At 61.2% G+C, this 19,138-nt stretch carries 15 protein-coding genes; 13 read left to right on the forward strand and 2 right to left on the reverse strand.

What is annotated here, in order from left to right:
- The first annotated feature begins 6 nt into the window (after positions 1-6).
- The 3 genes from BUA69_RS13280 (at position 7) to BUA69_RS13290 (ending at position 3,185) form a co-directional block, all read left to right on the forward strand.
- On the forward strand, positions 7-1,143 hold the full coding sequence (locus tag BUA69_RS13280; RefSeq protein WP_046135977.1) for an amino acid ABC transporter permease: 1,137 nt from the start codon (positions 7-9) through the stop codon (positions 1,141-1,143).
- A gap of 5 nt (positions 1,144-1,148) precedes the next feature.
- Positions 1,149-1,946: an amino acid ABC transporter ATP-binding protein gene (locus BUA69_RS13285; protein WP_046135978.1), complete on the forward strand. Its 798-nt coding sequence runs from the start codon at positions 1,149-1,151 to the stop codon at positions 1,944-1,946.
- A 198-nt stretch (positions 1,947-2,144) separates the two neighbouring features.
- Entirely contained in the window at positions 2,145-3,185 is a 1,041-nt protein-coding gene (locus tag BUA69_RS13290) for an amino acid ABC transporter substrate-binding protein (RefSeq protein ID WP_160300140.1), read from the forward strand.
- 179 nt (positions 3,186-3,364) lie between these two features.
- On the opposite strand, the gene BUA69_RS13295 is transcribed toward BUA69_RS13290, so the two are convergent.
- Together BUA69_RS13295 and cls are read right to left on the reverse strand one after the other, a co-directional pair.
- Positions 3,365-4,081, reverse strand: coding sequence for an alanyl-tRNA editing protein (locus BUA69_RS13295; protein ID WP_046135979.1), 717 nt, complete (start codon positions 4,079-4,081; stop codon positions 3,365-3,367).
- 11 nt (positions 4,082-4,092) lie between these two features.
- A complete protein-coding gene (cls, locus tag BUA69_RS13300; protein ID WP_244468787.1) occupies positions 4,093-5,544 on the reverse strand; it encodes a cardiolipin synthase in 1,452 nt (483 codons plus the stop codon).
- Positions 5,545-6,107: 563 nt separating this feature from the next.
- Here cls and dnaE point away from each other — a divergent pair.
- The 10 genes from dnaE (at position 6,108) to bamA (ending at position 19,116) form a co-directional block, all read left to right on the forward strand.
- Positions 6,108-9,563, forward strand: a complete 3,456-nt coding sequence (gene dnaE, locus BUA69_RS13305; RefSeq protein WP_046135980.1) for a DNA polymerase III subunit alpha — start codon at positions 6,108-6,110, stop codon at positions 9,561-9,563.
- A 256-nt stretch (positions 9,564-9,819) separates the two neighbouring features.
- Positions 9,820-10,200, forward strand: a complete 381-nt coding sequence (locus BUA69_RS13310) for a GFA family protein (RefSeq protein WP_046135981.1) — start codon at positions 9,820-9,822, stop codon at positions 10,198-10,200.
- 435 nt (positions 10,201-10,635) lie between these two features.
- Complete coding sequence (gene rpsB, locus BUA69_RS13315) at positions 10,636-11,412, forward strand: 30S ribosomal protein S2 (protein WP_046135982.1); 777 nt, start codon at positions 10,636-10,638, stop codon at positions 11,410-11,412.
- A 153-nt stretch (positions 11,413-11,565) separates the two neighbouring features.
- On the forward strand, positions 11,566-12,492 hold the full coding sequence (tsf, locus tag BUA69_RS13320; RefSeq protein ID WP_046135983.1) for a translation elongation factor Ts: 927 nt from the start codon (positions 11,566-11,568) through the stop codon (positions 12,490-12,492).
- 203 nt (positions 12,493-12,695) lie between these two features.
- Positions 12,696-13,415 (forward strand): UMP kinase, encoded by a 720-nt coding sequence (gene pyrH, locus BUA69_RS13325; RefSeq protein ID WP_046135984.1) that lies wholly within the window; start codon positions 12,696-12,698, stop codon positions 13,413-13,415.
- A gap of 17 nt (positions 13,416-13,432) precedes the next feature.
- Positions 13,433-13,993, forward strand: coding sequence for a ribosome recycling factor (gene frr / locus BUA69_RS13330; protein ID WP_046135985.1), 561 nt, complete (start codon positions 13,433-13,435; stop codon positions 13,991-13,993).
- Positions 13,994-14,025: 32 nt separating this feature from the next.
- Complete coding sequence (locus tag BUA69_RS13335) at positions 14,026-14,787, forward strand: undecaprenyl pyrophosphate synthase (RefSeq protein WP_046135986.1); 762 nt, start codon at positions 14,026-14,028, stop codon at positions 14,785-14,787.
- Positions 14,784-15,641: a phosphatidate cytidylyltransferase gene (locus BUA69_RS13340; RefSeq protein ID WP_052950636.1), complete on the forward strand. Its 858-nt coding sequence runs from the start codon at positions 14,784-14,786 to the stop codon at positions 15,639-15,641. Before BUA69_RS13335 ends, BUA69_RS13340 begins: the two co-directional genes overlap by 4 nt.
- 39 nt (positions 15,642-15,680) lie before the next feature.
- Entirely contained in the window at positions 15,681-16,817 is a 1,137-nt protein-coding gene (rseP, locus tag BUA69_RS13345; protein ID WP_046135987.1) for an RIP metalloprotease RseP, read from the forward strand.
- A gap of 184 nt (positions 16,818-17,001) precedes the next feature.
- Positions 17,002-19,116: an outer membrane protein assembly factor BamA gene (bamA, locus tag BUA69_RS13350; RefSeq protein ID WP_052950637.1), complete on the forward strand. Its 2,115-nt coding sequence runs from the start codon at positions 17,002-17,004 to the stop codon at positions 19,114-19,116.
- The last annotated feature ends 22 nt before the right edge of the window (positions 19,117-19,138 follow it).

Below are 19,138 nucleotides of genomic sequence, written 5' to 3' on the forward strand. Positions count from 1 at the left end.
GCGATCATGAGCATTGCTTTTGTCCGCACTGACATGGCGCCGTCCCAATCCCCACCCACCCGCAGCAGCGGGTTGGTCGGCTGGGCCCGCAAGAATCTGTTCGCAACGCCCGTCGATACGATCTTCACGATCATCGGCGTACTGTTCCTGATCTGGGCCGTGCCGCCCATTTATGGGTTCATCTTTCCAACCTCGCTGGGCGGCAATGCCGTGGCGCCCGGCGGTACCGTCGAACAATGCCGGGTCGAGAATGCGGGAGCGTGCTGGGCCTATATCGCTGCCCGCTTCAACTTCTTCATCTATGGCTTCTACCCGATCAGCGAATACTGGCGTCCCAACATCGTGTTTGCCATGGGGGCGGTGCTGATCGTGCCACTGCTGTGGCCGGCGATTCCCTACAAGGGCATCAATGCGCTGCTGTTCTTCGTGGTGTTCCCGGTGGTCAGCTTCTACCTGCTCAATGGCGGCGTCTTTGGCCTCAAGCCAGTGCCGACCGAGCAGTGGGGCGGCCTGATGGTCACGCTGATCATCTCGCTGGTGGGCATCATCTGCTCCATCCCGATCGGCATCCTGCTGGCATTGGGACGGCAATCGGACTTGCCGATCATCAAGACGCTCTGCGTGATGTTCATCGAGTTGTGGCGCGCGGTGCCCTTGATTACCGTGCTGTTCATGGCCTCGATCATGCTGCCCCTGTTCATGCCGCAGGGCATGACGGTGGACAAGCTGCTGCGGGCTCTGGTGGGTGTGACGCTTTTCGCCTCGGCCTATCTGGCCGAAGTGGTTCGCGGCGGGCTGCAAGCCCTTCCGCGTGGCCAATACGAAGCAGGGGCCTCGCTTGGCCTGAGTTACTGGAAACGGATGTTCTTCATCATCCTGCCGCAGGCGCTCAAGCACGTCATTCCCGGGATCGTGAACAACTTCATTTCGCTGTTCAAGGATACCTCGCTGGTCTCCATCGTCGGCATTTTCGATCTCCTCAACACGGTGCAGGCAGCATCCTCCGATATTGACTGGGCATCACCGACCCAGGCGGTGACGGGCTATCTGTTTGCGGCCTTCGTGTTCTGGATTTTCTGTTTCGCCATGTCTCGATATTCGCTGTTCATGGAACGGCGTCTCAATACAGGGCACAAGAGGTAAGGCTAATGAACCAAGTTTCCCAAACCGAAAGCACCAGTGCCGCGCCCGGGGGCATGACCGTCTCGGATACCGATGTCGCCATCGATGTCGTCGGCATGCACAAATGGTATGGCGACTTTCATGTGCTGCGCGATATCGACCTGCGCGTCATGCGGGGCGAACGCATCGTCATTGCCGGACCCTCGGGGTCCGGTAAATCGACGCTGATCCGTTGCATCAACCGCCTTGAGGAGCACCAGCAGGGGCAGATCATCGTCAACGGCACGGAGCTGACCAACGACCTCAAGCGCATCGATGAAGTGCGCCGTGAAGTCGGCATGGTGTTCCAGCACTTCAACCTGTTTCCGCACCTGACCATCCTGCAGAACCTGACCCTGGCCCCGATCTGGGTCCGCGGCGTTCCCAAGGCCGAGGCGGAAGACATGGCCATGCACTATCTGGAACGGGTCAAGATCCCCGAGCAGGCGATGAAGTTTCCCGGCCAGCTGTCGGGCGGCCAGCAGCAGCGTGTGGCCATTGCCCGCTCGCTCTGCATGCAGCCCAAGATCATGCTGTTCGACGAGCCCACTTCGGCCCTCGATCCAGAAATGGTCAAGGAGGTGCTGGAGGTGATGATCTCGCTGGCCCAGGAAGGCATGACCATGATCTGCGTGACCCACGAAATGGGCTTTGCCCGGCAGGTCGCGAACCGGGTCATCTTCATGGACCAGGGCCAGATCATCGAGCAGAACGAGCCAGAGGCGTTCTTCTCCAACCCGCAGCATGAGCGGACCAAGCTGTTCCTCAGCCAGATACTGCACTAGCTGCCAAGCTGCGGATTGTCCTGTCGAAAAGACTGGGGCAATCCGCCTGCTGCCTTGACCCGAACTGGTTGACTGCCAATATGCCCGTCATCACGGCAACGGAGACGGGCGCAGCAATGCGGGGTCTTCAATTCACAACTCAAAGTAGGGCGCAACTCCGCAACGGAGTGACAGGCGCCCATGCAAGGCGTGCGCGGTTTGACGAAATCCATCAGGCGATTGCTGTCAGTCGGAGCGCGCATCGCAGGGGCTGCCGCCCTTGTGCTGGCTGCCGCTGGCGCAAGCCAGGCACAGACGCTCGATGCGGTGCGCGAGCGCGGTTTCCTGATCTGCGGGGCCACCAATCCCTTGCCGGGCTTTGCCCAGATGGACGCCGAGGGCCGCTGGTCGGGCTTTGATGTCGATCTGTGCCGCGGCATTGCCGCCGCTGTATTCGGCAATCCCGACCTGATTGAGTTCCGCTCGCTGCGCGGCGAGGCGCGCTTTGCCCCGTTGCAGACCGGCGAAGTCGACGTGCTGACGCGTAACGGTCCGTGGACGCAACGCCGCGATACGCTTTACGGCGCCAGCTATGTCGCCCCGAGCTTTTATGACGGGCAGGCCTTCATGGTGGCGCAATCGCTCGGCTTCGTCTCGGCCTATGAACTGGACGATGTCAGCATCTGCGTGGTGGACTCCGCCGGCGATCTCGAACGGATGGAAGAATTCTTCTTTGCCAATCAGGCCACCTACACCGAGGTGGTTTACGAGGATGTAGCCGACCTAGCTGTTGCCTACGTCGCCGGGAGCTGCCAGGCGGTTTCGGCATCGGGCCGGCAATTGCAGGCCATTCGTCGCGCGCTTCCCGAGCCGGCGAGCCATCGAATCCTGCCCGAACGCATCTCCAAGGAATTGATGGGACCCGTGGTCCGCGAGGGCGACGATCAGTGGTTCAACATCGTCAAATGGACGATGTTCGCGCTGATCGACGCCGAAGAAGTGGGCATCACCTCGCTCAACATCGACTCGCTGGCTGCAGCGCGAACACCGGCGGTGCGCCGCATTCTCGGGGTTGAGGGCGACTTTGGCGCGCCGCTGGGCCTCAAGGCGGAATTCATGAGCAATGTCATTCGCGCCATCGGCAATTATTCCGAGCTCTATGATCGCCATTTCGGCCCGCAGACGGGGGCGGCGCTGCTGCGCGGGCAGAATGCGCTGTGGAGCAATGGTGGGCTGCTTTACGCCCCGCCAGTGCGATAGGGACGCTTAGGTTCAATCACTCATCGAGCTACCCTCGGGCTTGACCCGTGGGCCATTCTCAACACGGCACATGCGACGAGTGACCCGCGGATCAAGTCCGCGGGCAGCGCAGTGGGTGGGGGAAGTGGTGCTTGATTGAGGGAGGCGTACGAAGAGCTCGCCTGCCTCCCTATCGGATTCTATTCCGCAAATAACAGGTTTAGGCGCCTGTTTTGCTTACCCTTATTCTCGATCTTGCCGAGCATTAGCGGACCGATTTCGGACGTATTGCGAACATGGGTGCCGCCGCAGGGCTGCAGGTCGACCGAGCCGATGCGGATTAGCCGAACGCGGCCCTGACCCATGGGCGGCTTGACCTTCATGGTCTTGATCATTTCCGGCTTGGCCGCCATTTCAGCGTCGCTGATCCACTCGTGGGTCACTGCATGCGCAGCGCTGACCATGGTGTCGAGCGCCGCCTGCAAAGCCTGGAGGTCGCCGGGTGCCTCGGCCATGTCGAAGTCCAGCCGCCCCTTGTCGGCGCCGATCGAGCCGCCGGTCACCGGGAAGGGGAACACCACCGAGAGCAGGTGCAGCGCGGTGTGCATCCGCATCAGGCGATAGCGGCGGTCCCAATCGAGATGCGCCGTGACGCTGTCGCCAACCGCGGGGAGGGACTGGCCCTCGGCGGGAACATGGACGATCCGGGTTTTGTCGCCATCCGGGTGGATGGCAGTGGCAATTGCCATGCTCGAACCGTCGGCCAGCTCGATCCGACCGTTATCGCCCGGCTGCCCGCCCGACGCGGCATAAAACACAGTCCGGTCGAGAACAATGCCGCCTTCGGGCGTGATGGCGACGACCGTCGCCGGGTTCGATTGCAGATAGCTGTCTTCACGGAACAGAAATTCAGTCATGCTGAAATACCTTAGAGAACAGGAGAAAACAGGCGGGCCGCCTGGGCGAGGAAGCGCATGGGCAATGGACGCTTGCGCACCTCCTCGAGCCCCACCTGGCGACAATTGTTGAAGTCTTCGAGCACCATGGTCTCGACGGCCTTGATGGTGCGGTGGTTGGTGAACCACAGGGTAATCTCGAAATTGATCGCGAAGGAGCGATTGTCGAAATTGACGCTGCCAATGGTGGCGATGCGGTCATCCATCAGCACCACCTTTTGATGCAGGAAGCCGCTGGTATAGCGATAGATCGAGATTCCATGCTCCACCATGGCATCGGCATGGGCGATGCTGGCGAGCCAGACCAGCTTGTGATCGGGCTTTTCCGGCAACATCACCCGCACATCGACACCCCGCAGCTGCGCAGCGAACAGGGCCGTGCGCACATCGGTATCGGGCACGAAATAGGGACTGACAATCCAGATGCGCTCGCGCGCCTGCGCAATCACGTCGGTGAAGGCGATGGCGCATTCCTCGAGCTTGTCGGCCGGGCCGCTGCCCATGACCAGCACCGACTCGGTGCCCGGCGTCGGCACGGATTCCGGCGGTGTCGCCGGGAGTTTCTCGCCGGTTGCCCATTCCCAGTCCTCGCGGAACAGCAGGGCGCAGCCCAGGGCGGCCGGACCCGATACCCGCACATGGGTGTCTCGCCAGCGTCCGAAGTGCTTGTCCTCGCCAAGATATTCGACGCCGACATTATGCCCGCCGACCCAGGCGACCTCGCCATCGACCACCACGATCTTGCGGTGGTTGCGGTAATTGATCCGTGCGGGACCATAGATCTTGAGAAACTTGTGGCGCTGGTTGAACCCGGCGACCTTGACCCCGGCCTCGCGCATCCGCACCCGGAAGCGCTTGGGCATGCCGGAACTGCCGATATCATCATAGAGCAGGAAGACCCGGACACCGGCCTTGGCCCGCTCGATCAACCTTTCGGCCAGCTCTTCGCCCAGCCGGTCATCCCGCACGATATAGAACTGCACCAGCAGGTAATGCTGCGCCTTCTCAATGCCGGCAAAGATCGAATCGAAGGTGGCGCGCCCGTCGATCAGCACCTCCACCTCATTGCCGGTGAGGAAGGGCACTTCGGAGACCTTCACCTGCACCGGCCATTGCGAGCTGGTTTCCGTGTCGATCAGGCTGAGGTCCTTGGCGCGCAGCGGCCGGGCGGCGCGGCCATTGCGGATCCGGTCGGTGGCATAGTCGTCGAACAGCTTCCAGCCAAAGATCAGGTAGAGAAAGGCCGTGGGGAAGGGCAGCAGGGCCAGCGACAACAGCCAGGCAATCGAGCCCTGCGAGGTCCGGGAATACATGATTTCGCGTACGGCGCAGACAAAGGCCAGCAGGTAGATCGCCGCCATGATGGCGGCAAGGATGCTCAGGTCGGCGGTGAGTGAGCGCAGAATGTCAGCGATGCCGAACAATTTCGTTCCAGACCCATTGTTGAAGCTGCACTGTATCAGTGGTTTGCATGGCGACAATGCGCGAGTTCGGATCCGGTTCGAACCGTTGGCCTCCAGGGCGTCTAACCGGTCAGCAAATCTGGCGTGCGCTCAGGTGAACGAAACCGGCAGAGGGCGGTACTGATGCGCCACCCTTTCACGTTCCAGCGTCCACACGGCTCCTCAACTTGCGGTGAACGGGCAGGGTAGCGAAGCGACAGAATCCTGGCTCTGCGCAACCAATTCGAAACACGTCCTAACGAATTCCTAACCACTTCTTTCCAATCCCCACTGTTCCCGTGTTCCACACTGGACAGGAACAAACGCGGAACTTATAAGAACGTAACGGAAACACAGGAGACGGACATGCTCACCTTCCTCAAGGACTTCATGGCGTTCATCACTCTCGGTGCCTTCACCATCGGCTCGGTTACCTGGATGGATTTGCTCAGCCGACTCGTGTGACGGTCCTGTGGATTGCGTCTTCGGGCCGGTATCGGGATGGCCCGGAGACTGTCACAAAGGCCTCCTAGGAAAGGTCAATCATGAGCGGCCCCGGCTTCATCCATCTGCACGTCCATTCCGCCTTCTCACTGCTTGAGGGCGCGCTGCAGCTCGAAGCCATTCTGGGGCTGGCCAAGGACGACCAGCAGCCCGCGCTGGGCATCGCCGACACCGGCAATCTGTTCGGTGCGCTCGAATTCTCCGAAAAGGCGGTCAAGAAAGGTATCCAGCCCCTGGTGGGCGTGGAGCTGGCCGTTGATTTCGCTGCCGACGAAGAGCGGGTCAGCGAACGCGGGCATGTCGCCTGGAGCGGCAAATCTTCCATCGTGCTGATGGCGGCCACCGAGACCGGCTTCGGCAATCTCTCGCGGCTGGTATCGCGCTCTTATCTTCAGGGCGATGGCGGTGCGGTCAAGGCCCAGATGGACTGGCTGACCCGCGAAAATCTGGACGGCATCATCTGCATGACCGGCGGGCCCGAAGGCGCCATCGATATGGCCTTTGCCAGCGGGCAGGACGCCAATGCCGTCAAGCGGCTCACCTTCCTGCATGACCTGTTTGATGACCGCCTCTATATCGAGCTGCAGCGACATGGGCGGCCACAGGAGGCCGCTGTGGAGCCACGGTTGGTGGACCTCGCCTATCGGCGCGGCATCCCACTGGTGGCGACCAATGAGCCATTCTTCCGCTCCTCCAAGGAATTCGAGGCCCATGATGCGCTGCTGGCAATTGCCGGCGGCACCGTGCTGGCCCAGACCGAGCGGCGCAAGCTCAATGACCAGTATTACTTCAAGACCCGGGCGGAGATGGCGGAGCTGTTCTCCGATCTGCCCGAGGCGCTCGACTCGACTGTCGAGATTGCGCGCCGTATTGCCTATCGCCCGCGCACCCGCGCGCCGATCCTGCCCAAATTCGCCGCCGCACCGGAACTGAGCGATAGCGAGGCAGTCGCCGTCGAAGCCGCCGCCCTGCGGAAGATGGCGGAGGATGGGCTCACCGAGCGCCTTGCTGAGGTCGGCCCCGGCCCGGGCAAGACCGAGCAGGAATACTGGGACCGGCTGGAATTCGAGCTGGACATTATCCAGTCGATGAAGTTCCCCGGCTACTTCCTCATCGTGGCTGACTTTATCCGCTGGTCCAAGTCGCAGGGCATTCCAGTCGGCCCGGGCCGTGGTTCGGGTGCCGGCTCGCTGGTGGCCTATGCGACCACCATCACCGACCTCGATCCGCTGCGCTATAACTTGCTGTTCGAACGCTTCCTCAATCCGGAACGCGTGTCGATGCCCGACTTTGACATCGACTTCTGCCAGGATCGCCGCGAAGAGGTGATCCGCTACGTCCAGCAGAAATATGGCACGGAGCAGGTGGCGCAGATCATCACCTTTGGAACGCTGCAGGCGCGCGCCGTGTTGCGTGACGTCGGTCGCGTGCTGCAGATGCCGTATGGTCAGGTCGATCGCATCTGCAAGATGGTGCCCGCCAATCCGGCCGATCCATGGTCGATCGAGCGGACGATGAAAGAGGTGCCGCAGTTCAAGCAGATGGCCGATGAGGACGAGACGGTGGCCGATCTCGTGGCAATCGCCAAGAATCTCGAAGGCCTGTTCCGCCACGCCTCGACCCATGCTGCCGGTATCATCATCGGTGATCGGCCGCTGCAGGATCTGGCGCCGCTCTACCGCGATCCGCGCTCGGATATGCCGGTCTGCCAGTACAATATGAAGTGGTCGGAAGCGGCCGGGCTGGTCAAGTTCGACTTCCTCGGCCTCAAGACGCTGACGACCATTCAATACGCCGTCAATATGGTCAACCAGGACGGCGGCAGCTTCCGCATCGAGGATATCTCGATCGAGGACGTGCCGACCTATAAGCTCTATGCGCAGGGCGACACGTTCGGCGTGTTCCAGGTGGAAAGCGCCGGCATGCGCCGTGCCCTGGTCGATCTCAAGCCCGACCGTTTCGAGGACATCATCGCTCTGGTGGCGCTGTATCGTCCGGGTCCGATGGATAACATCCCGCTGTTCTGCGACCGTAAGCATGGCCGCGAAGAGGTGGAATATCCACACGAGGACCTGTCCAAGGTGCTCGACGAAACCTATGGCATCATCGTCTACCAGGAGCAGGTGATGCAGATCGCCCAGCTGCTCTCGGGCTATTCTCTGGGCGAAGCCGATATGCTGCGCCGCGCCATGGGCAAGAAGATCAAGGCGGAGATGGATGCGCAGCGCGAGCGCTTCCGCGAAGGCGCCATCAGCTATGGCCTGAAGAAAAGCCTGGCCGATACGATCTTCGACCTGCTGGCCAAGTTCGCCAACTACGGCTTCAACAAGAGCCACGCTGCGACCTATGCGCTGGTTTCGTACCAGACCGCCTATCTCAAGGCGCACCACCCGCACGAGTTCCTCGCCGCTTCGATGACGCTCGACATGGGCAATACCGACAAGCTGGCGGAATTCCGCGGCGAAGCGGTGCGCAACAAGATCGAGCTTGTCCCGCCCTGCATCAATCGTTCGCAGGCGGTATTCTCGGTCAAGGACAAGCGGGTCCATTATGGCCTCTGCGCCGTCAAGGGCGTTGGCCGGCAGGTTGCCGATCATATTGTGGAAGTGCGCGGCAATACGCCATTCAAGGATCTGGGGGATTTTGCCCGTCGGGTCGATCCGCGCGTCCTCTCCAAACGCACGCTGGAAACGCTGACCAATGCCGGTGCGTTCGACGAACTGGTGCCGCGCCGTGAGCAGGCCTTTGCTGCCATCGAGACGGTGATGGGCGTGGCCCAGTCGCTGACCGCCGAGCGCAACGAGGGGCAGTGGAATATGTTCGATTCCGGTGAGCCCGAGCCGATCAAGCTGCCTGCCGGCGTGCCGGCCTGGACCACGACCGAGCGGGCCGACCGCGAACTCTCCGCCATCGGCTTCCATCTCTCGGCGCATCCGCTCGATGCCTATGCCGATCTGTTCGAGCGCATGCGCGTGCAGAAATGGACCGATTTCGAGCGCGCGGTGAAAGACGGGGCCTCGGCTGGCCGCCTTGCAGGTACCATTGCCTCGCGGCAGGATCGGCGAACCCGCAAGGGCACGCCGATGATGATCCTGACCCTGTCCGATCAGAGCGGCAGCTATGAGTGCATCGCCTTTTCCGAGCAGATCAACGATTTCGGTGCGGTGCTGCAACCGGGCAAGTCGGTAATCTTGCAGGTGGGTGCCGATGAGCGCGCCGATGGCGTCAGCCTGCGGCTGCTGTCCGCGCAAGGCATCGAGGCCGTTGCCGATAAGGTGGATCGACGGCTCACGGTGTTTGCTGCCGATGCCAAGGCGCTGGGGCCGATCAGCGCCCAGCTCAAGAAGGGCGGGGAGGGGTCGGTCAATTTCGTCGTCATCCGCGATGGCGGGGCGCGCGAATACGAGATTGAACTCGCCGGTGGCTACCGCCTGAACGCCGAAGTCGCCGGCGGCATCAAGGCGCTCGACGGCGTAACTGACGTGCGGTTCCACTAGGGGGGCTGCGGACTGTGTGGTGCCAGTCCCAACGGGCGGCTGGATCCATGCATCCCCACGGAGTCATTCCCGCGCAGGCGGGAATCCATTCTTCACGGCTTGCCCATAAGAATGGATTCCCGCCTGCGCGGGAATGACCCGGTGGTAGTGACGCGGTCAGTGGGAGTTGAGTGCCCGCAGGCAACAACAACCCCTTGCTCACAGAGGCCCGCATCGCGGTATGCTGGGCTGATCTCAAACCACCGGTGACTGGCAGATGCACAAAGGATCCTGTTTATGCGGTGCGGTGACGTTCACCGTTGAAGGCGAGCTTCCGGCGCCGACCGCGTGTCATTGCTCGAAGTGCCGCAAGCATACCGGGCATTACGAGGCGGGGACGGATGTACCGCGTGCGGCTGTGAGCATTGCGGGTGAAGAGCACGTGACGTGGTTCCACTCGTCGGAGACGGTGCGGCGCGGGTTTTGCTCGATTTGTGGGTCTTCGCTATTTTTTGATCCGCCGCATCTCGACTGGATCGGGATCATGATGGGCGCCTTCGATACGCCGACCAAGACCAAGATTTCGATGCACATTTTCGTCGCCGACAAGGGCGACTATTACGATATTGCTGATGGGGTTCGGCAGAACCTGCAGTGACTGTCCAAAAGCCCCACGGAGTCATTCCCGCGCAGGCGGGAATCCATTCTCCGTGGGCCCATGACCCGGTGAGGACTCACTGTCTCGGTGGGGGGCGAGGCCCTGCGGCGCGATGCGCGCGCGGTGAGCCGGGTCCGGGAGTGTCTTGATGCGGTGTGGCTCTGTCTGCCAGAGGATGGGGCAGGGCACAGTTCTCCGCGTTCCAGCCTGATCCAGGCGTCCCTTGGGTCCAGGCACCACATCAATCGAGTGAGCTGCCGCTGCGGGCCTTGCTTTGGGGTGGCATTTCACCTATATGGCCCCTGCGTTTGACTGCGCGTCAGCGCGATTTCACACACGAAGCACGGCCCCTGATCTCGATCAGGCGACCATCCGGTGGCGGGCAACCGTCGCAAGGCTTCGTGGAGGCATCAACCGGTAAAAGGAGTAGCCATCATGGCACTGCCCGAATTTTCTATGCGTCAACTGCTTGAAGCAGGCGTTCACTTTGGTCACCAGAAGCACCGCTGGAACCCGAAGATGGAGCGCTATATTTTCGGCGTTCGCAACGACATCCACATCCTGGACCTGAGCCAGACCGTTCCGGCCCTGAGCCGCGCCCTGCAGCTCGTCAGCGACACCGTTGCTGATGGCGGTCGTGTGCTGTTCGTCGGTACCAAGCGTCAGGCCGCTCCGCTGGTGGCTGAAGCTGCCCGCTCGTCGGCCCAGTACTACGTCAACTCGCGCTGGCTCGGCGGCACGCTGACCAACTGGCAGACCATTTCGAAGTCGATTTCGCGCCTGCGCGAACTCGAAGCAATGGGTCCCGATGAGCTCGAAGGCCGCACCAAGAAGGAGCGTCTGATGATGAGCCGCGAGCAGGAGCGTCTTGAGCGCGACCTCGGCGGTATCAAGGACATGGGCAACGTTCCGAGCCTGCTGTTCGTCATCGACACCAACAAGGAAGCCAACGCGATCAAGGAAGCCCGTCGCCTGGGTATCCCGGTCGTCGCCATCGTTGACACGAACTGCGATCCCGACACCGTCGATTTCGCCATCCCGGGCAACGACGACGCCAGCCGTGCGCTGGAACTCTACGTGTCGCTGATCTCGCGCGCCGCCATCGATGGCATCAGCCGTTCGTCGAGCGCCATGGGTGCCGATCTCGGCGCTGCTGCCGAGGCTCCGGTTGAGGCTGCCCTCGCCGAAGAAGCCGCTCCGGCCGCCAACTAAGTCCTTTACGGATTTCGCCCCGGACTGGAGTGTTTCGCTTCAGTCCGGGAGCTTAAATATTGGGGTGCGGCTCCGATGCGTTCGGGGTGTCAGGCGCTCTCTTTTCAATTTTGAACCATGCGGCCCCGTGGCGGGCCGCCGAAAGGTGAACCCATGGAAATCACTGCAGGAATGGTCAAGCAGCTCCGCGACGCTACCGGCGTCGGCATGATGGACTGCAAGAAGGCCCTTGCCGAAACCAATGGCGACATGGAAGCGGCGGTCGATTGGCTGCGCACACGTGGCCTTGCCAAGGCTGCCAAGAAGGCCGACCGCGTTGCGGCTGAAGGTCTGGTCGGCGTTGTGACCAACGGCACCGCTGCCGCTGCCGTCGAAATCAACTCCGAGACCGACTTCGTTGCCCGCAACGAGCAGTTCCAGTCGATCGTGAGCAGCGTCGCCAAGCTGGCGCTCGATGCCGACGGCGACGTCGTCAAGCTCGGCGAAATGCCGTTCCCCGGTTCGGGGCATTCGGTTTCGGCCGAACTGACCGCCGCCATCGCCAAGATCGGCGAGAACATGAACCTGCGCCGCACGCAGGCCGTTTCGGTCAGCGATGGCGTCGTGGAAAGCTATGTTCATAACGCCGTCAAGCCGGGCCTCGGCAAGATCGGCATCCTGGTGGCTCTCGAGTCGACCGGTGACAAGGCTGCTCTGTCGGCTCTCGGCAAGCAGCTTGCCATGCACATCGCCGCAGCACAGCCACAGGCCATCGCGCCTGACGAACTCGATCAGGATGTGGTTGCCCGCGAGCGCGCCATCATTCTTGAGCAGGTCAAGGAATCGGGTAAGCCCGCCGAGATCGCCGAAAAGATGGTCGAAGGCCGTATGCGCAAGTACTTCGAGGAAGTGACCCTGATGTCGCAGGTGTTCGTGATCGACGGCGAGACCAAGGTCGCCGACGTGATCAAGAATGCCGAGAAGGATGTCGGCGCGCCGATCAAGCTGACCAAGTTCGTGCGCTATGCACTGGGCGAGGGCATCGAGAAGGCCGAAACTGACTTCGCGGCCGAAGTTGCTGCCACTTCCGGCGTAAAGTAAGCCGATAAACGTCTGCAGGCGGGCCCCGGGGCCCGTCTGCTGCTCTCCCGCCACAGCCTTTCGAGTGGCTGGGATCGAGCGCTTCACCCTGACACAAAGCCAAATCTACCCGCTAGGCGCTTCCCACTGGGGCCGCTTATGCAATAGGGTCTGGCGGGCGTTGCCGGATTCGGCACCCCGCTGCAATTCAAAGGGGTTCGCCGATGGCGCCTGCCTACAAACGCATTTTGCTCAAGGTCTCGGGCGAAGTGTTGGCCGGAGACCAATCGTTTGGTATCGAGCCCGAGTTTCTGCATTCCGTCGCCCAGCAGATCGCCGATGCCGCCAAGGATGGCGTACAGATTGCCATCGTCATCGGCGCAGGCAATATTTTCCGCGGCATGGCCGTCGCCGCTGACGGCACCGATCGCGTCACCGCCGACCTGATGGGCATGCTGGGCACGGTGATCAACTCGCTGGCACTGTCCAATGCGATCTCGCGCCAGGGCGTCAAATCCAAGGTCTTCTCGGCCTTGACCATGCCATCGGTCGCCGACAGCTTCACTGCGCGCGCCGCCAAGGCGGCTCTGGACGAAGGCTATGTCGTGGTCTGCGCCGGCGGCACCGGCAATCCGTTTTTCACCACCGATACTGCCGCTGCGCTCAAGGCGATCGAGCTCGATTGCGACGTGCTGCTCAAGGGCACCAAGGTCGACGGTGTTTATTCGGAAGACCCCAAGAAGAATCCAAATGCAACCCGCTATGATGCCGTCAGTTATGATGAAGTCATCGGCCAGAACCTCAAGGTTATGGATACTGCGGCTTTCGCGCTTGCCCGCGATAATCAGTTGCCGATAATTGTTTACGCGCTCGACGACAAGGAAGGCCTCAGTGGCGTTCTTGCCGGCCGGTCTCGCTTCACGCGGGTCGGCAGCGCCAGTTAGCTAGAAGGAAGACGCCAATGGCCGCCAGTTACTCCCTTGCCGATCTCAAGTCGCGCATGCAGAAGTCGATCAATTCGCTGCGTGACGAACTCGCGGGCCTGCGCACAGGCCGGGCCAGCGCCAGCTTGCTCGAGCCAGTGACGGTCGAGGCCTATGGTTCGCGCATGCCGCTGAACCAGGTCGCGACCGTGACTGTGCCCGAGCCTCGGATGCTCAGCGTGCAGGTCTGGGACCGCCAGATGGCCAATGCCGTCGAAAAGGCGATCCGTGACAGCGGTCTGGGGCTGAACCCGATGGGGGAGGGGCAGGTGATCCGCGTGCCGTTGCCCGAGTTGAACGAAGAGCGCCGCCGTGATCTGACCAAGGTTGCGCATAATTATGCAGAGCAGGCGCGCGTTGCCGTGCGTCATATTCGTCGCGACGGCATGGATATTCTCAAAAAGGCCGAAAAAGACGGCGATATGAGCCAGGACGATGCCCGCGTGCAGGCCGATCTGGTACAGAAGGCGACGGATGCCGCAGTCGCCGAGATTGACGGCGTGCTGGTCACCAAAGAACAGGAAATCATGCAGGTCTAAGGACCCGCTTTAGCTGCGCCGGGAGGGCGTAGATGTCCATCGATCCCGCCATCAATGCCGAACCGGTGCTGCGCCAGCGCTTGCGCATCCCTGTGCATTTGGGCGTGATCATGGACGGCAATGGCCGTTGGGCCAAGGCCCGCGGCAAGATGCGCACCGAGGGGCATATCGAGGGGGTCAAGTCCCTCCGCAACCTCGTTGAACTGTCGATCAATTACGGCATCGCCCACCTGACCGTGTTCAGCTTTTCTTCGGAAAACTGGACGCGGCCCAAGGACGAAGTCGCGTTCATTTTCAATCTGCTGCGGCGCTTCGTTGCATCGGACCTTCAGCGCCTGATCCGCAATAATGTGCGTGTGCGTATCATTGGCTCGCGCGCGGGCCTGGAGCCTTCGCTGATCCGGCTGATCGACGATGTCGAAGCCAAGACCGTCGACAATACCGGCTTGGTGCTGGTCATTGCCTTCAATTATGGTGGCAAGGCCGAAATCACCGACGCGACCCGCAAGATCGCGGTCGAAGTGGCGGCTGGTCGGCTCAAGCCCGAGGATATCACCGAGGCCACGGTGGAGGCGGCGCTGTATACCAGTGGGCTGCCTGACCCCGATCTGATCATCCGGACCAGCGGCGAACAGCGCATTTCCAATTTCCTGCTCTGGCAGGCGGCCTATTCCGAATTCGTCTTCGTGGATGAGAACTGGCCTGATTTTGACGAGTCCAGCTTCGTGCGAGTGCTGGAGATATTTTCCAGGCGCGATAGGCGCTTCGGTGGCATCGAGGCGCAAACCAGTTGACCAGTCCCGGCGAACCCGCTGCCGAAAACTCTTCCAATCGCCGTAAATGGACCGATCTCGGTCCCCGCTTTGCCTCCGCCGCCGTTCTGGTGGCGCTGACCGCAACAGCGCTTTATATCGGCTCATATGTTTTTTCCGCCGTGGTGGGCGCCGTCTTTGCCGGTGCCTATCGCGAATGGGAGACCATGGTGATGCGGGCGCCGATCACCCCGGTCGGCATGCTGCTGATCGGGCTGGTAGCGCTGTCCGGCCTCGTCTTCCCGTTGATTGGCGCCATGGGCTCCATCGGCATCATCGCCGTCGCCTGCCTCATCGCCATCGCGGCGCGGGGGGAGGGGATGTGGTGGCGCGTTGGTGGCCTGGTGGTGTTCGGCGCGATCATCCTGTCGGCACTGCTGATGCGCGGCGATACCATTGCGGGCGTATGGGCTGGCGTCTATCTCGGCACCGTGGTGTGGATGACGGATTCTGCGGCTTTCTTTACCGGCCGGCAGATCGGCGGCGAAAAGCTGGCGCCCGATATTTCGCCGTCAAAGACCTGGTCGGGCGCCCTCGGTGGCCTGGCCCTGGGCACCTCGGCGGGGTTGTTGTTCTGGATCTTCATCAATGATTCCCCTTGGTGGATCGGTTTGGTGTTGTCGCTGGTGATCAGCGTTCTGGGGCAGCTCGGTGACTTGTGCGAGAGCGCGGTGAAACGTCACTTCCGCGTCAAGGATAGCGGCGATATCATCCCCGGGCACGGCGGCCTGATGGATCGGCTTGATAGCCTCACATTTGGCGTGATGTTCGTGCTGCTGGTCGGTGCGGCCCATGGTGGATTTGGCGCCGTGGCCGAAGGCCTGCTGTTCTGGTGATGGCGCGCTGGCGCTGATCGCCCCCCCACAAGGAAGACCATGCTCGATTTCGTTTTCTGGTTGCTATCCTATGTCGTTCCGTTCCTGGCGGTCCTGACTGTCATCGTCTTCGTCCACGAGATGGGCCATTATCTGGTCGCCCGCTGGAACGGCGTGGCTATCGACACGTTCTCTGTCGGCTTCGGCAAGGAACTGATCGGCTGGAACGACAGGCACGGCACCCGTTGGCGGCTATCGGCCATCCCTCTGGGTGGCTATGTCAAATTCACCGGTGATATGAACGCCGCCAGTGTTCCCGATCCCGACGCCCTGGCCAATGTCGATCCCGCCCTGGCGCCGCATCTGTTTGCCAACAAGAATGTGTGGCAGCGCATCGCGGTCGTCGCCGCCGGACCGCTGGCCAATGTGCTGCTGACTTTCTTCATTCTCTATGCGCTGCTGCTCGGATACGGGCGCTACACCATCCCGCCGGTCGTGGGCGAGGTGATTGCCGGTTCGGTCGCCGAGGCGTCGGGCCTTGAGGGTGGGGACGTGATTGTCTCTGTTGATGGCTATTCAGTGCGCGGCTTCGAGGATTTCCAGCGTCTGGTTGCAACCAGTCCTCAGCGCCCGGTCACCATCGAACTGGAGCGGAGCGGTGCGCCCCGGACCATCGTCGTGGTGCCCGAGTCGGTCGAGGTGCAGGACCGGTTCGGCAACAACCAGCGCATTGGCCGTATTGGCGTCAGTCGCGCGGTCGAAGAGGCCGATGTGACGCGCTATCGGCCGGGTCCGGTCGAGGCGATCGGCATGACGTTTGAGGAAATCAGCTTCATCATCAACCGTACGGCGGCGTTTCTCGGCGATTTTTTCGTCGGGCGCGGGGACATCGAGCAGCTGGGTGGTCCGGTCAAGGTGGCCAAGGTTTCAGGAGAGGTTGCGACTCTGGGGATTATCGCACTCATAAACCTGACGGCTTTGCTTTCGCTAAATATCGGGATTTTCAACCTTTTGCCCGTTCCAATGCTCGACGGCGGGCACCTGTTGTACTATTTGGTTGAGGCCGTTCGGGGGCGGCCATTGAGCGTGAAGGTTCAGGAAATCGGATTTCGCTTCGGATTCGCCCTGGTTATTACGCTCATGGTCTTCACACTGTTCAATGATACGCTCTTCGCATACCTGAGGACTCTCAGTTAACCTTCGGTTAACCTTGGTTCGCAAGGTGTTGCAGGAATGCAAGGGCGCCAATCATTTGCTAACCGCGTCGAGGCTTCCGCCTTGCCCGTGGTTAAAAAAACAGTAAAACGGTTCAATGGAGTTAGCTTGGGGGAGCGCTGTGCATGGCGATTCCCCTGGCCGGTCGCAGAAGGCAATAAGAAACATGATCCACCCCACCAAGCTGATGCGCGGCGCTTTCCTTGCGCTCGCAGTCCTGGGCGCCGCCCCGTTGGCCGGCACCAGTATTCCGCTTCTTGGCGTTGCGACTGCGCAGGCTCAGGAACAACTGGTCGGCTCGGTGCTGTTCGAGGGCAATCGGCGCTTCAATGATGCGCAATTGCTCGCCATGGTCGACATCTCGTCGTCCGGCGTGTTCAGCCAGCAGCGCCTTGCAGCCGATATCGAAAGCATCCGTCAGGCCTATGACCGCGATGGCTTCATGTCCGTTGGCGTCACCGCCAAGACCGAAGCTCTTCCGGATGGGCGCATTCGCGTGACTTTCCAGGTCAATGAAGGTGACCGCGCCGGTATCGCGGCGATCAACTTCACTGGCAATAATGCAGTCAATGGCGGCACCCTCAAGGGTGCGATCAACACCAAAGAGACCGGCATTCTCAGCTGGCTGGTGAAGGACGATACCTATGACGAGCGCAAGATCGCCGTCGATCGTGAACTGATCCGCCTGTACTACGCCAATCGCGGCTATCCCGATGCGCAGATCACCTCGGTCGGCGAGTATGATCCTTCACGCAATGCCTACTTCATCAACTTCACCATCAATGAAGGTGAAAAGTATGAGTTCGGCAATGTCGGGATCGAAACCAGCATCGATGGCCTGAACACCAATGCGCTGACCGGATCGGTTCAGACCGGGCAGGGCAGCCGCTATTCGATCACCGACCTGCAGAAGTCGATCGAGGAAATGTCCTATGAGGCAACTGCCCAGGGCTATTCTTTCGCCGACGTCCGGGCTCGTCTCGATCGCGACCTGACCAACAAGACCTTCAACGTCACCTATCTGGTCGATGAGGGTGCGCGGGTTTACGTTGAGCGCATCAACATCACCGGCAATACCAAGACGCGTGACTTCGTCGTCCGTCGGGAGCTGGAGTTCGCTGAAGGCGACCCGTTCAACCGTTCGATGGTTCTGCGTGGCCGTAAGAACATCGAGGGTCTCGGTTTCTTCAAGGCAGTCGAAGTCAGCACTGCTCCCGGTTCGGCCGCAGACAAGGTCGTCATCAACATCGCTCTGGTCGAGCAGTCGACTGGTGAGTATGGCGCGACCGCCGGTTACTCCACTGCCGATGGTATCCTGGGTGAAATCTCGCTGACCGAACGGAACTTCCTTGGTCGTGGCCAGTACCTGCGTGCCGCTATCGGCGCCTCGCAGTCGGGCCGTACCTTCGACTTCTCGTTCACCGAGCCTCGCTTCATGGGTCTCAAGATTGCAGCCGGCGTTGATGCATATCACCGCATCAACGAAGAGACTGTCTCGAGCTTCTATGGCTCGCAGGCAACTGGTGGCCAGCTCCGCTTCGGCGTGCCGATCACCCGCGATCTCTCGGCAACCGTCTTCGGTGGCATTGAGCGCAAGATCATCGTCGACGTTAAGGACACCACCTCGTCGTTGGTTGCCGATGGTCAGGAATTCCACAAGGCGTTCATTGGCTACACCCTGACCTGGAATGGCCTGGATGACGTCAAGAAGCCAACCGAAGGCCTCTATGCAACCTTCACGCAGCAATATGTCGGCTGGGATCATAACCTGATCAAAACCGAAGCGCGTGGCCGTTACTTCATGCCTCTGCTGGACGATAGCGGCATCGTCGCTAGCCTCAAGGGCCAGGCCGGTGTGGTCAATGATCTGAGCGGCAATGGCGTCAGCACTGTCGAAGCCTTCGCTCCTGGTTCCACGCTGATCCGCGGCTTTGAAAACCGTGGCCTCGGGCCGCGCCTGACAAGCGGCGAATATCTGGGTGCCACCGCCTATGCCGGTATCTCCGCCGAGATCCAGTTCCCGATCCCGGTTCTGCCGGAAAGCTATGGCCTGAGCGGCGCCATCTGGGCCGATGCGGCCTGGGTTGATGGTCTTGCTCGGGTTGGCGCAATCGGCCTCGATGCCGAGAGCACCGACCAGCCGTGGCGGACGTCGATCGGTGCCTCGATCATCTGGGACTCGCCGTTTGGCCCTCTGCGTGGCGACTTCGCCCACGTCATGAGCAAGTCGACCGCCGATCGTACACAGGTCTTCCAGCTGACGCTCTCCACCTTGCTCTAAGCAAGCTTGCGTGAAACATTTA

Origin of the sequence: Devosia limi DSM 17137, assembly GCF_900128975.1 — a bacterium.
In the GTDB taxonomy this organism is placed as follows: domain Bacteria; phylum Pseudomonadota; class Alphaproteobacteria; order Rhizobiales; family Devosiaceae; genus Devosia; species Devosia limi.

Excerpts from the sequence above, each read along its gene's own strand:
- tsf (WP_046135983.1), top strand. The coding sequence starts at position 11,566 with ATGGAAATCACTGCAGGAATGGTCAAGCAGCTCCGCGACGCTACCGGC.
- dnaE (WP_046135980.1), top strand. The coding sequence starts at position 6,108 with ATGAGCGGCCCCGGCTTCATCCATCTGCACGTCCATTCCGCCTTCTCA.
- BUA69_RS13310 (WP_046135981.1), top strand. The coding sequence starts at position 9,820 with ATGCACAAAGGATCCTGTTTATGCGGTGCGGTGACGTTCACCGTTGAA.
- BUA69_RS13295 (WP_046135979.1), bottom strand. The coding sequence starts at position 4,081 with ATGACTGAATTTCTGTTCCGTGAAGACAGCTATCTGCAATCGAACCCG.
- BUA69_RS13335 (WP_046135986.1), top strand. The coding sequence starts at position 14,026 with ATGTCCATCGATCCCGCCATCAATGCCGAACCGGTGCTGCGCCAGCGC.
- rpsB (WP_046135982.1), top strand. The coding sequence starts at position 10,636 with ATGGCACTGCCCGAATTTTCTATGCGTCAACTGCTTGAAGCAGGCGTT.
- rseP (WP_046135987.1), top strand. The coding sequence starts at position 15,681 with ATGCTCGATTTCGTTTTCTGGTTGCTATCCTATGTCGTTCCGTTCCTG.
- BUA69_RS13280 (WP_046135977.1), top strand. The coding sequence starts at position 7 with ATGAGCATTGCTTTTGTCCGCACTGACATGGCGCCGTCCCAATCCCCA.
- BUA69_RS13285 (WP_046135978.1), top strand. The coding sequence starts at position 1,149 with ATGAACCAAGTTTCCCAAACCGAAAGCACCAGTGCCGCGCCCGGGGGC.
- pyrH (WP_046135984.1), top strand. The coding sequence starts at position 12,696 with ATGGCGCCTGCCTACAAACGCATTTTGCTCAAGGTCTCGGGCGAAGTG.
- frr (WP_046135985.1), top strand. The coding sequence starts at position 13,433 with ATGGCCGCCAGTTACTCCCTTGCCGATCTCAAGTCGCGCATGCAGAAG.
- bamA (WP_052950637.1), top strand. The coding sequence starts at position 17,002 with ATGATCCACCCCACCAAGCTGATGCGCGGCGCTTTCCTTGCGCTCGCA.